This is a genomic window from Pseudoduganella sp. S-14, from assembly GCF_049913285.1.
Classification (GTDB): domain Bacteria; phylum Pseudomonadota; class Gammaproteobacteria; order Burkholderiales; family Burkholderiaceae_D; genus Rugamonas.
On record NZ_CP183991.1, the window covers coordinates 5,466,539 to 5,480,317 of the forward strand.

A 13,779-nucleotide genomic window follows, 5' to 3' on the forward strand; every position below is an offset into this window, starting at 1 on the left:
GCCATGAAGACCACCCGCATCCTTGCCGCACTGGCCGCCGCACTGCCCGCGATTGCCGCCAGCGCAGCGGAACGCCTGACTATCACGCTGCAGCATGACCTCGACATCGCGCGCCCCTCGGAAACGGTGACTGTTCCCTGGTCGGAAGTGAACAAGGCCCTGCCGCACGCCCTGGTCCAGAAAATTGCCGTGCGCGATGGCTCCGGCCGCGTGGTGCCGCACCAGGTCACCAATGTCGCACCGCAGGCGAAAGACCCGCAGAACGTCGGCATCGCTTACGGCGAACTGATTTTCCAGCACAGCTTCAAGGCCGGCGAAAAGTCCGCCACTTACACGGTTGAAAAGATCGACAGCGTGGCGCCCGTATTCCCGGCGCAAACCTTTGCCCGCTACGTCCCCGAACGACTCGACGATTTCGGCTGGGAGAACGACAAGATCGGCCACCGCACCTACGGTCCCGCGCTGGCTGCTCCCGCTCCGGCGGGCGTCGTGAAGGAGGTGCTGGTGACCTCCGGCCTGGACCTGTGGTTCAAGCGCGTGCCTTATCCGATTGTTGATCGCTGGTACAACAAGGGCCACGACCACTACCACCATGACGAAGGCGAAGGCATGGACATGTACAACGTCGGCCGCTCGCGCGGCGCCGGCGGTAGCGGCGTATGGGATGGCGGCAAACTGTACGTATCCACCAACTACGCGAACTGGAAAGTGCTGGCCAATGGCCCGGTACGTTCCATCTTCGAGCTGTCGTACGCCGCATGGGACGCCGCCGGGCTGCCGGTGACAGAAACCAAGCGCTTCACCGTCGACGCCGGCCAGCAGCTGGACATGATCGAGTCCACCTTCAGCTATGCAGGCGACAAACCGCTGACCATCGCGGTCGGCCTGAACAAGACGCCAAGCGACAAAGGCCAGAACCCGCAAATCGCCACCAGGCGCGAAGGCAAGGTGCTGCTGCAATGGATCGAGCAAGCCAGCAACGGCGCCTTCGGCACCGCGGTCATCGTGCCGGCGGCACAAGGCTTCGCTGAAGACGCCCTGAATGAACTGATCCTCGCCCCAGCAAGCGCTGGCAAGCCACTGCGCTACTACGCCGGCGGCGCCTGGAGCCGCGCCGGCGAAATCACCACCCGCGAGCAATGGGAAGCCTACGTCGCCAACGCCGCCGCCCGCGCCGCCAACCCCGTGCGCACCGCCCTGGCGGCAAGCAAATGAGCGGCCCGCACCGCACCACCCAGCCGAGCCCGTGTCACATCCTGGGGTCAGTCCCCAAGAGTGACGCGAGCGCACCTGTGCCTGCTCGCCGTGCCTTGCTCCGTGCAGCGGTCGCCGGCGGGGCATTGATCGCTTCACAGCCAGCGCTGGCTCGTTTCGCGGCTGCCGTCGCCAATGCAGGCGAGAATGAACTGGCGGGCAGCGACCCATGGCTGCGCGCAAGGGAAATCGCCGCGCGGTTTGCCACGCCGATCGCCTTCCGCAAGCAGGATTTCCTGGTGACGGAATTCGGCGCCAAGCCATGCGAGCCGGTCTCCGTGCAAGGCCAGGTCGCATCGCTCGAACCGGGCACGTTGCAAACGCCGGCAAAAGGCAGCCATGACTGCTACCCTGCCATCACCGCTGCAATCGCCGCCGCGCACCAGGCCGGCGGCGGGCGCGTAGTCATTCCAGAAGGCGCGTGGTACATCAAAGGCCCGCTGGTACTGCGCTCCAACGTCCACGTGCACCTGGCAAAAGGCGCGCGCCTGATGTTCAGCGCCAATCCGGACGATTACGCAAAATACGGCGACATCGACTGCGGCAAGAACGGCAGGCTGGTTCGCAGCCGCTGGCAAGGAAACGATTGCCTGAACTTCTCGCCACTGGTCTATGCCCACGGCCAGAAGAACATCGCTCTCACCGGCGAAGACTGGACCTCCGTACTGGACGGCCAGGGCGGCGCCCCTTTCGAAAACAACCCGAACGAATGCTGGTGGGACTGGAAAGGCCGTGGCAAGCCTGCACGCGAACGCACCGAAACGGCCATCAATCCGAACAACGCCGCGCAAGTGCAAGGCGCACCCGGAGAGCGCATACTGATTCAAGGTTCAGGCAATCGCTGGCAGAGCGACTCGCGCTACCTGCCCGTGCTCTCCGAATCCAATGTCCCCGCCAATCTGCGCGTGTTCGGCCACGGTCACTTTCTGCGCCCCTGCATGGTCGAACTGATCGAATGCGAAAACGTCCTGCTCCAGGGCTACCAGATCGTCGGCGCCCCGTTCTGGGTGCACCACCCGGTCGCCAGCCGCAACGTCCACTTCAAGGACGTGAACATGCAAAGCCTGGGCCCGAACAGCGATGGCTTCGATCCGGAAGCCTGCGACGGCGTGCTGGTGGAAGGCTGCACCTTCAACAACGGCGACGACTGCATTGCCATCAAGGCCGGCAAGAACAAGGACACGCACTACGGCCCCACCCGCAACATCCTGATCCGCCACTGCGTGATGAACAGCGGCCATGGCGGCGTTACGCTGGGCAGCGAAATGGCCGGCGGCATTGAGCACGTCTACGCCGAACAGATCGAATTCAGGAACCTGCACTGGGCCAGCGACGCGCTCAACACCGCCATCCGCCTCAAAACCAATATGAACCGCGGCGGCTTCCTGCGCCACCTCTACGTCCGCGACTGCACGCTGCCGAACGGCGTGCAGACCAGCCCGGGCTTCTACAAGCCGCTGCCCGGCACCACCAGGCCATCCGGTCCGGTCGCATCAGGCGCCGGCGCCGTGATCACCTTCGACTGCGATTACGCCCCGGCCGACGACGTGGTGCGCACGCGTCCGCCCGAAGTGTCGGACATCGAGATCTCCGGCCTCAAGGTGGGCAACGTCGACACGCCCGATGGCAAGGTCTCCTGCTACCAGGCCATCGTGATGCTGGGTCCTGTCGCCAGCAGCTACAACGGCCCCGCCGGCGCGCCAATTGCGCCGATCGCGCGCGTGAGAATCCGCGACTGCGACTTCGGCACCCCACGCAACTCCGGGCAACCGTGGCTTATGCACAACGTTCGCGCACTGCTTCTCGACAACGTCACCATAGGCGGAAAGCGCTATAGCGGGGAGTTTTCCGCCGATGCCTGATCTGGACAGGCCAATCTTGCAAATAAATGCATTTGGACTGACCACATTGCAAAATTCTTAGCATAAAATAGCGCAACCGGCCTGACCACTTACAAGAGCCGGCAGCAATAATAACCAGGAGATGGCATGAAGTTCACGGATCAAACCGAGGCTTTGCGCAAGTTCGCGCTGCGCCTCGTCGGCACTTACTCAGTCACCGCGCTGGCCATGAGCCTCGCCCACGCACAGGCCAGCGCACCGGCCGCGCCAGCCGCGGAACCGGAAATGAAGGTCGTGGTCACCGGCCTGCGCGCCGCGCTGGAATCGGCGCTGAACAAGAAGCGCGAGGACAACGGCATCGTCGACGTCATCAAGGCCGAAGACATGGGCAAATTCCCCGATACCAACCTGGCCGAATCGCTGCAGCGCGTGCCAGGTGTGGTGATCGACCGCGACGCAGGCGAGGGCCGCAGCATCACCGTGCGCGGCCTGGGCCAGGACTTCACCCGCGTGCGCATCAACGGCCTGGAAGCGCTGGCCACTACCGGCGGCACCGACAGCTCCGGCGGCACCAACCGCTCGCGCGGCTTCGACTTCAACGTATTCGCCTCCGAACTGTTCTCGTCGCTGACCGTGCGCAAGAGCTCTTCCGCCGACGTGGATGAAGGCTCGCTGGGCGCCACCGTCGACTTGCAAACCATGCGCCCCTTCGACCTGAAAGGCTTCAACGCCACCATCACGGCCAAGGGCAAGTACAACGACCTGTCGAAGAAGACCGACCCGCGCGTGGCCTTCCTGCTGTCCGACACCTTCGCTGACCGCAAGGTCGGCGTGCTGCTGTCCGGCGCCTTCTCCAAGCGCCAGTTGCTGGAGGAAGGCTTCTCCACTGTGCGTTGGGATAACGGACCATCGAGCGGCGGCTGGTGCGCGCCGCGAGGCGTGGCGGCCAATCCGGCCAACTCCACTGCAGCCACCTGCGGCCCTGCTGCCCAAGGTGTACCGCGCCTGCCCGCTTCGCAAGCAGCGACCGACGCCTACAACCTGGCCAGCAACGCCAACAACTTCCATCCGCGCCTGCCGCGCTATGGGCGCCTGACCCACGACCAGGACCGCGTCGGCCTCACCGGTTCCGTGCAGTGGCGCCCGATGCAAGGCTCGCTGCTCACCTTCGACATGCTGTATGCGAAGCTCGATGCGACGCGCCAGGAGGACTTCCTGGAAGCGATTTCTTTCAGCCGCTCCGCCAGCCAGGGCGGCAAGCCGCAAACCTCGGTCGTGGAAGCGCAGTACGCTCCAAACGGCAACCTGTTGTACGGTAAGTTCAACGGCGTGGACATGCGCGCCGAGTCGCGCTACGACGAGCTGTCCACCACCTTTACCCAGCCGACGCTGACCCTCGACCAACGCCTGACCGATACACTGCAACTGCAGGCGCGCGTTGGCCGCGCCACCTCGAAATTCCGCAATCCGGTGCAAACGACCACCACGCTTGATGCGTTGAACGTGAACGGCTACACGATCGACTTCCGCCAGGACGACCGCCATCCGATCATCTCGCTGCCGTTCGACCCGGCAGCCAGCGGCAGCATGGGAATCGTCGGCGTGCCGCAGGTCGCCAGCGGCACCCAGCCGACCACCATTCCAAATACCACGAGCAGCGAAATCCGCATCCGCCCGCAAGGCGCCAACAACCGCAACGACACGGCGACCGTTGACCTGGCCTGGGAGGCGTCGGACGCGCTGACCATCAAGGGCGGCCTGAATCGCAAGAAGTACGACTTCGATTCCTACGAGTCGCGCCGCGTGAACCAGAACGATACTATCTTCGCGCCGCCGGCCGGTTCCGGCAACCTGACGACCACCGTGAGCGGCTTCGGCAAGGGTCAGAACCTGCCGGCCGGCACCTACACCACCTGGCTGATTCCCGACCTGAATGCCATCGCCAAGGCCTACGACATCTACTGCAACTGCATCAAGAGCGGCCCTGCCGGCGGCCCGGGCGACTTCACCCTGTCCTCCATCACCAACGGCAATGCGCGCGGCAACAACCGTTCTGTCAACGAGGAAGACAAAGGCTTCTACCTCATGGGCGAGTTCAAGACGGAGCTGGGCAGCGTTCCGCTGCGCGGCAACTTTGGCGCACGCTACGTAAAGACCGAGCTTTCTGCAACCGGCTACCAGGCTGCAGGTGGCGGCACCGCGGTTACCGTCAACAATGAATACTCTGACACCCTGCCGTCCCTGAACATCGCTGCCACGCTGACGCCGGATTTGATCGCCCGCTTTGCCGCGGCCAAGGTGATGACCCGCCCACAACTGAACAACCTGTCGCCGGGCGGCACCATCGCCACCACCGGCACGCCAAGCATCACCACTGGCAATCCGCTGCTCAAGCCATTCCGTGCCAAGACCTTCGACACCAGCCTCGAATACTACTTCGGCAAGAACGCCTTTGTCGGCCTGGGGCTGTTCCAGAAGAACATCAGCACCTATATCCAGTCCCTGCGCACCAATATGGCGTACAAGGACACCGGACTGCCCATGTCGCTGCTGCCAGCCAACTTCACCGGCGAAGAAGTTTTCCAGGTAACGGCTCCAATCAACACCGATGGCGGCAAGCTGAAAGGCTTCGAGCTGAATTACCAGCAGCCGTTCACCTTCCTGCCGGCATGGGGCAAGGACTTCGGTGCGCTGCTGAACTACACCCACGTGAAGTCGAAGATCGAGTACGTGGTTTCGCCAACCAGCGACACCCGCATCACCGACGACCTGCTCAACCTGTCGCCGCGCTCCTGGAACGCCACGCTGTACTACGACAACGGCAAGCTCAGTGCCCGCATTTCGGCTTCCTCCCGTTCCTCGTTCGTGACTCGCGTGCCGGGCCAGAACAACAACGACGTGGAAGGCAAGAACAAGTCGCTGAACGTGGACATGTCCGTGTCGTACAAAGTCAACGACAAGCTGGAGCTCACGCTGGAAGGCGTGAACCTGACCAACGAAGAAAACGACCAGTTCGTGAGCCGCGCGCGCAACAGCGTGGTGGTGAACAACGTGACCGGCCGCGAATTCCTGGCCGGCCTGCGCTACAAGTTCTAAGGTGTTTCAAAGGCGTCTCTCCGCCTCTGCTTCCGGCCCCGCCTAGCGCGGGGCTTTTTTTTGGGTCAGGTCTGTCATGCGGACATTTTGCGCGCAAAATGTCCGCATGTCGGACCTGACCCCGAATTGGAGGCCAAATGGCTAGCGATATGCAATTGAAAGATGTTCCCGGCGAGAGCCCGCATTTCGTACGCTCGGTCACCGAAATGGGGGACGCGCGCGATATCATTGCCAGCGCAGATATCTACGCCAGCAACGGCACCAAGATCTTGGCCAAGGGCGCCCGCATCGACAGCAAGCAGTTCGAAAAGCTCACCCGCTACAAGCTCTCCGCCCCGCTCGACCGGGTACTGTCCTCCGACAAGGCCGTCGATGCCGCCACGCTGGCGATCGAATTCGACCGCATCCTCGAGCACGACACAATTTACCGCCGGCTCCTGGCACGGGCGTGCGACCCACGCCAGCTAAAGCATTGCACCGCCAACCTGCGCCTCCACTCGACCATCGAATTGCGCCTGACCGTCATGGCGGACAAGTACAAGGAGATGTTCGAACACACGCTGCGTACCGCCATTATTGCCTTCGCCTGCGCCCAACGCATGGGCGTTCCAGCGGCCGACTTGCCTGCCGTCTTGCTGGCGAGCGTGTGCCACGACTTTGGCGAAATGCACACCGATCCGCGCATCCTCGACCAGGCGCACCAGGTCACGGCGGAAGAGCGCCGTTTCGTGCACGTGCATCCCGTGACTGGTTACGTGTTGCTGAAGGACTTGCCCGGCTTCCCCGCCGCTGCAAGCAAGGCCGTGCTGCAGCACCATGAACGGCTGGACGGCAGCGGCTACCCGCACGCCCTGCACGGCGCCCAGGTCGACCGGCTGGCGCGCATCGTAGCTGCCGCCGACGTCAGCGAAACTGTGCTGCGACGCCTCGACATGAAGCGACTGGAAATGCTGTACCGGATCAACAAGCCGCGTTTTGATGGCGACGTACTGGCCATCCTGCGCGACCTGCTGCAAGCGCAGGCCGGACAGCCAACAGAGGCCGGCCCTGCTGCCGATCCATCCGGACGCCTGAATCATCTCTCGGAATTGCTTCATGCCTGGTTCGACCTGCGGGCCATGCTGCAGCAGCGCCCCGCCGCCGACGCCCCCGGCGCGCCGATGGAATTCCTGTTCGAGCGCATGGCATCGATCCGTTCGCTGGTGCTGCAGGCCGGCTTCAACCCGGACGACATGACCAGCATGCTGGCCATGATGCAGGACGACCCCGAGGTACTGGCGGAATTGCGCGCCATGCTGGACGAAATGGATTGGCTGCTGGCCGACCTGGCCAACGAAATCGACCGCCGCTTGCCGGAGCTGGACGGCTTGTCGCAGGGCGCGCTGAAAGACCTGATGCAGCACCTGCGCCCCGATGTTCATTAACAAAACGGTTGCAAATGCTTACACCGCTTACATGGCGCGATGTTTTTTGCGGGCTGCACCCACCCTATACTGCAGCCACGCGCTTCGCGAAAACCAACCAAAGAAAGGGAACGCCATGAAAACCATCAAGCTGTGCGCCGCCGTCCTGGTATCTGCCTTTGTCCTGCCTGCCTTCGCCCAGTCCACCCCAAACCTGGACAAGCGCGAAGAGAACCAGCAAGCCCGTATCGCCCAAGGCATCGAGTCCGGCCAGTTGACCGCCAAGGAAGCACAGCACCTGGAAGCACGCGAAGCCAAGCTGGCCAACGACGAAGCCATGGCCAAGGCCGACGGCAAGGTCACCCGCAAAGAGCGCCACAAACTGCAGCGCGAGGCTGACCGCAGTAGCGCCGCCATTCATCACCAGAAGCACGACAAGCAAACCCGCTGATCGCCAAGTCTCTGCCCTTCGTGCCGCACCTGTTCGCGTGCGGCACGGCTCCCCTCCTCCGTCCTGCCCATCCCTCCGCTAATCCATAACGTTGTCGATATAATTTGACAACACCATTGTCGCCACGACATTGGTCTGCACGTTCGATATGGAACAGGAGATCCATCATGGCAAAGGAACCAACCCTTCAACGCTATGACGCCATCGTTGTCGGCAGTGGCCCAGGCGGCGCCAGCGTCGCGCAGACGCTTGCGCGGCATGGCCAGCGCGTATTGGTATTGGAACAGGGCAGCGGTGCGCCTCTAAAGGGCACGCTCGCGCAAATGGCGGGGATCGGCGCCATTCCAGGCAAGGGCGCGTTCTTCCACCGCGACGCATCGCTACTGGTGCGCGGACTGGCTACCGGCGGCAGCTCCACCCTGAATTTCGCCACGGCGGCGGCCCCGCCACTGGAACGCTTTGCAGCGCTGGGCATAGACCTGGTTCCTTCGCTCGCACAATGCCGCGCCGAACTCCCGATAGGCCAGTTACCCGACGAATTGCTGGGCCCCATGGCGCAACGCATCATGCAGGCCGCGCAGGCCTCCGGTTTCCCTTGGCAGAAACTCGACAAAATGATCCGCCCCGCTATTTGCCGCACTGGCTGCTGGCGATGTGTCTATGGATGCCCATATGGCGCCAAATGGACTGCGCGCGACCTGCTTGACGAGGCGCGCCTGCGCGGCGCGCATATCCTGGACCAAGCCCCGGTCCGGCGCGTGCTGCTCGATCGAGGCCGCGCCGTCGGCGTCGAATACTCTCGCGAAGGTGCAATCCACACAGCCCATGCCAGCGTAGTGATCCTGGCAGGCGGCGGCATCGGCAGCCCGCGCCTGCTGCATGCTTCAGGGCTGGCGCCGCGCAGCCTGCCCTTTATCAGCGATCCCGTCGTGGCGGTAATGGGCGTCGTCGACGACATGGACGGCGGCGCCGAAGTGCCGATGGCCGCCGGCATGGCCTTGCCGGAAGAAGGCTTGTCATTTGCCGACCTGACCCTGCCCAAACCGATGTACCAGGCGTTCGCGCTGCAGGTTGGCCGCATCGATCGCCTGTTCGCGCATCGCCGCACGCTCAGCATCATGGTCAAGATCCGCGACCTCGCCGGCGGCGGCATCGGCCCGCACTGGGTCGACAAAACGCTGCAAGCCGCCGACCGCGAACGCTTCAAGCGCGGTACCGCGCTGGCACGGCGCATCCTGGCCCAGGCCGGTGCGCGCCATGTATTCCAGAGCTGGCATTTCGCCGCCCATCCCGGCAGTGCTCTGGCCGTTGGCAGCGGCAGCCCGGCCGCCGTCGACAACGATTTGCGTACCTCCACTGCGGGCCTGTACGTCTGCGACGCCTCCGTCCTGCCCGCCCCCTGGGGCTTGCCGCCCACCCTCACTCTGCTTGCACTCGGCAAGCGGCTGGGGCGCCGACTACAGGATTTTCTGTAGTCAAAATACCTCAATTTAATCGCAGATTTTGCTGCGTTTACACCACAAAACAAGCGTGCACGTAGTCAAACTACTCCATACTTTGTCGACCAAAACAAAGAAAGGAAGGACTATGGAGACTCAACGCAACACAGTGTTCGCGGCAATCCTGGCCGCTTTCACCCTCAACGCGCAGGCAGCCCCGGATACCGCAGTCGGCAACAAGCAAGGCTTCAACACAGACGTGATCTACCAGATCGTGACCGACCGCCTGGCGGACGGCAACAGCGCGAACAACCCCACCGGCACTGCCTTCAGCTCCGGCTGCACGCAGAAAAAGCTGTTCTGCGGCGGCGACTGGAAAGGCATCCAGAACAAGATCGAGGACGGCTACCTGACCGGCATGGGCATCACCGCCATCTGGATTTCGCAGCCGGTGGAAAACATCACGGCAGTGCTGAACTACTCCGGCACCAACAGCACCGCCTACCACGGCTACTGGGCGCGCGACTTCAAGCGCGCCAACCCGGCTTTCGGCACCATGACCGATTTCACCAACATGATCAACGCGGCCCACGCCCGCAACATCAAGGTGATCATCGATTTCGCGCCCAACCATACATCGCCTGCTTCGGCCACCGATACAAGCTTCGGCGAGAACGGCAAGCTGTATGACAACGGCGCCCTGCTGGCCGGTTACGGCTCCGACCCGAACGGCTACTTCCACCACAATGGCGGCACCGATTTCTCCACGCTGGAGAGCGGCATCTACCGCAACCTCTTCGACCTGGCCGACCTGAACCATAACAGCGCCACCGTGGACGCCTACATGAAGGCTGCCATCAAGGTGTGGCTGGACCTGGGCATCGACGGCATTCGCATGGACGCGGTCAAACACATGCCCTTTGGATGGCAAAAAAGCCTGATGTCCTATATCCAAGGCTACAAGCCGGTGTTCACCTTCGGCGAGTGGTACCTGAGCGAAAACGAGGTCGATCCGGCCAACCACTACTTCGCCAACCGCAGCGGCATGAGCCTGCTGGACTTCCAGTTCGCTCAGAAAGTGCGCCAGGTCTTCAAGGACGGTTCGGCGAACATGACGTCGCTGAACCAGATGGTGAGCGATACCGCCGGCCAGTACTCGCACGTAGGCGACCAGGTCACCTTCATCGACAACCACGATATGCCGCGCTTCCAGGTGGCGGGCGCCAGCGGCCGCAAGCTGGAACAGGCGCTGGCCTTTACCTTGACCTCGCGCGGCGTGCCTGCCATCTACTACGGCACAGAGCAGTACATGCAGGGTACCGGCGATCCGGACAACCGCGCAATGATGACCTCTTTCGCCACCACCACGCCAGCGTACGGCCTGGTGGCCCGCCTGGCGCCTCTGCGCAAATCCAATCCCGCCATCGCCTATGGCACGACGCAACAGCGCTGGGTCAACAACGACGTGCTGATCTATGAGCGCAATTTCGGCAATAACGTCGCCGTGGTTGCGATCAACCGCAACCTCTCCACAGCGACCTCGATCAGCGGCTTCATCGCCGGACTGCCGGCAGGCAGCTATACCGACGTGCTGAACGGACTCGGCTTCAATGGCAACAACATCACCGTGGGGGCCAACGGTGCGGTCAGCAGTTTCACGCTGGCAGCCGGCGCCATCGCTGTCTGGCAGTACACTGCCGCGGTGGCTTCGCCAAAACTGGGCCACGTCGGTCCGAACATGTCGATGCCCGGCAAGACCATCACCGTCGACGGCCGCGGCTTCGGCGCCACCAAAGGCACGGTGAAGTTCGGCAGCACGGTGGTCAGTGGCGCCAACATCCTGTCATGGGAAGACACGCAGATCAGGGTGCTGGTGCCGAGCGTGACCGCAGGTATGAGCAGCGTGAGCGTAGTCACGGCTGGCGCGGTAGCCAGTGATAGCTGGGATAACTTCGAAATCCTCAGCGGCCCGCAAGTGACGGTGCGCTTCGTGGTGGGCAACGCTACCACTTCGCCGGGGGAAAACGTCTACCTGACCGGGGATAAGTTCGAACTCACCAACTGGAGCGCCAGCGCACCGCTTGGCCCGCTGTTCAACCAGGTGGTCTACAGCTATCCGAACTGGTACACCGATGTCAGCGTGCCGGCCGGCACAACGGTGAGCTACAAGTTCCTGAAGAAGAGCGCCAACCCCACCGTGTGGGAGGGCGGCAGCAACCATACCTTCACCACGCCGGCCAGCGGCACGGCGACGGTGAACGTCAACTGGCAGCCATGAGTCAGGGCTTCAGCTTCATGATCGTGTGCTGAGTTGCCACGTATAGCGCGCCCTTCCTGTCCATGGCAAGGGCGCGCAGCCGGCCGGCGTCTTCCGGCAAGCCTTTCCCTTCGGTGCTAACTTCGCCGTCCGCCGATATCTTGCGCAGCATCCCATCATCGATCAGGTAGATGTTGTTGGCAGCATCAGCCGCCGCGTGCGTAATGTTGCGGAAGCGCGCCAGCAATCCTGTTCCATTTCCGCTGCCTTTCCGTTCGCGGCTGCCCGCCGCCAGCCATTGGTAGCCGTCGGCGCCAACGCGGCTGATGTAATGGCCGTGCAGCATGAACACGTCGTCGCTGGGGACCACCAGCACATCGCCGCAACCATCTCCTGCCCGCAGCTCGATCTTGCGCGCGACGCCGCGGGGACGGATGCGCCACAGCACGTTATCGGCGCAATACCAGGCCTGTCCGCCGGCATCCGCCGCGATGCGGTGCTGGCCCAGGCCGGGCAACATGAAGGGTTCCGCATCCTGGGCGACATAAGCCCAGATGCGTTTCAGCGCGGGCATGAAACCGGTCTGCTCGGGCGTCATGCCAGGCGGGCCGCTAACCAGGGAGATCAGGCCTTCCGCACTGACGCCGGCCAGCCCGCCATTGGCGGTCACAAACACGCCGGTGCTGGGCCGTGCAACCATTGAGCCGTGCAAGTCCACCTGGGCTGCTGCGTGGGATTCGCGCAACTTGCGGAAGCTGCCCGCCTCCAGCAAGGTACGCACAACGCCCTCCTTGTCGATGCGGCGCAACTGGTCGCCGTCCAGCACATAAAGCCCTCCGTCGCGCCCCACTGCAAGCTGGGTAATATCGCCGAAACGCGCCTGCATTGCCGGGCCATCGCGGTTCAGCGAGGCTGCGTATTGCAGCGCAAATGGCTGCTGCTGGCCGCTGGCGTCCCAGCGCATAGCCGCCAGCCGCTCGGCCAGCAGCACGTTCAGGCCGCCCTCACGATCGCGCACCACGCCTGACAATTCGCCGGTTACGTCGCCGGTGCCCAGCAAGGGCACGATCAAGCCGTTATGTTCGATGCGGTAGATGGTGCCGGTGGCAGGCGACGTCGCCAGCAGCCGGCCTTGGGAATCCGCAGCCAACTGCCCGGGCGGCATCGCGCGCGCCTTGTCGGCAGTCGGCATGCTCGGGGCTGAATAGCGACGCAGGCATTTGCCGCGCTGGCATTCGTCCAGCGCCCCCGCCACGACACCTGCATCGTGCTCGGCATCGGCCGGCCGCCCCTCTTTTGCTTCGCGTACCGCCTTCTCGGCAGCACCGCGCACCGCCGCGATCACGCTGGTGGAGACGCGCTCACTGGCGTTTCCCTGCTGCGGCTCCGCCTGTCCTTGGGCGGTCGACGCACCCGATTGCATGCCGAGCGGCTGCCATTTTCCTTGCCCATCGATGCGCAAGGCGCTGGCTGCGTCGGACAACACGATCCCGCCGCGTGCGTCAAGCGCAATGCCTTGCGGCTGAAACGGCAACCCCTGGGCCACCGTGCTGACCACGCCGTCGGCGCCGATGCGCCGCAACGCGCTATTGCCGGCATCGGCCACAAAAAGGCCGCCCGCTGCATCGAGCGCCAGCCCGGCCGGATGGTCGAAGCGTGCTGCGATACCCTTGCCGTCATTGCGTCCGCCAGTACCGGCCTGGCCGGCGACCGTGCGCACCTCGCCGGACGGCGAGATCGCTTTTACCGCATGGTTGCCGGCATCGGCCACGTACAGCGTGCCATCGCTCGCCGCCGCCAGTCCTGCCGGGGCAATGAAGCGCCCCGGCAGGGTCGCCAGCCTGCCGTCCGGCTTCAATGCCCGAACCGACGCACCATCGGTGAAGTAGATGGTGTCGTCGCTCCCCACCGCGATGCCACGCGGCGTCGCCAGCTTCTCGCTGCGCAAGGCACTGGGCGCTCCCGCAATCACTTCCCACCGTGCGGCGAAGGCGGCATGGGACAGCAGCAGCGCGGCTGCAGCGGCAATCAAACTTTT

Annotated in this window: 8 protein-coding genes; 7 read left to right on the forward strand and 1 reads right to left on the reverse strand. The window is 63.7% G+C overall.

The genetic code is table 11. The features are described from left to right. Positions 1–3: 3 nt before the first annotated feature. From ACN9MZ_RS25175 to ACN9MZ_RS25205, 7 genes are all read left to right on the forward strand, one after another. Positions 4–1,215 carry a DUF4861 family protein gene (locus tag ACN9MZ_RS25175; RefSeq protein WP_426339569.1) on the forward strand — a complete coding sequence of 404 codons (1,212 nt, stop codon included), beginning with the start codon at positions 4–6 and terminating at the stop codon, positions 1,213–1,215. Positions 1,216–1,340: 125 nt separating this feature from the next. After that, positions 1,341–3,116 carry a glycoside hydrolase family 28 protein gene (locus ACN9MZ_RS25180; RefSeq protein ID WP_426339570.1) on the forward strand — a complete coding sequence of 592 codons (1,776 nt, stop codon included), beginning with the start codon at positions 1,341–1,343 and terminating at the stop codon, positions 3,114–3,116. 126 nt (positions 3,117–3,242) lie between these two features. Continuing rightward, positions 3,243–6,191: a TonB-dependent receptor gene (locus ACN9MZ_RS25185; RefSeq protein ID WP_426339571.1), complete on the forward strand. Its 2,949-nt coding sequence runs from the start codon at positions 3,243–3,245 to the stop codon at positions 6,189–6,191. Between the two features lie 137 nt (positions 6,192–6,328). Next, positions 6,329–7,615 carry an HD-GYP domain-containing protein gene (locus tag ACN9MZ_RS25190; RefSeq protein ID WP_426339572.1) on the forward strand — a complete coding sequence of 429 codons (1,287 nt, stop codon included), beginning with the start codon at positions 6,329–6,331 and terminating at the stop codon, positions 7,613–7,615. A 115-nt stretch (positions 7,616–7,730) separates the two neighbouring features. Beyond that, on the forward strand, positions 7,731–8,045 hold the full coding sequence (locus tag ACN9MZ_RS25195) for a hypothetical protein (RefSeq protein ID WP_426339573.1): 315 nt from the start codon (positions 7,731–7,733) through the stop codon (positions 8,043–8,045). 167 nt (positions 8,046–8,212) lie between these two features. Beyond that, positions 8,213–9,520: an FAD-dependent oxidoreductase gene (locus ACN9MZ_RS25200; protein WP_426339574.1), complete on the forward strand. Its 1,308-nt coding sequence runs from the start codon at positions 8,213–8,215 to the stop codon at positions 9,518–9,520. Between the two features lie 112 nt (positions 9,521–9,632). After that, the gene (locus tag ACN9MZ_RS25205; RefSeq protein ID WP_426339575.1) at positions 9,633–11,762 is read left to right on the forward strand and encodes an alpha-amylase family glycosyl hydrolase; all 2,130 of its coding nucleotides are present in this window, start codon (positions 9,633–9,635) and stop codon (positions 11,760–11,762) included. 1 nt (position 11,763) lies between these two features. Here the strand turns inward: ACN9MZ_RS25205 and ACN9MZ_RS25210 are convergent, their stop codons facing one another. Next, complete coding sequence (locus tag ACN9MZ_RS25210; RefSeq protein ID WP_426339576.1) at positions 11,764–13,773, reverse strand: hypothetical protein; 2,010 nt, start codon at positions 13,771–13,773, stop codon at positions 11,764–11,766. Between the last annotated feature and the right edge of the window lie 6 nt (positions 13,774–13,779).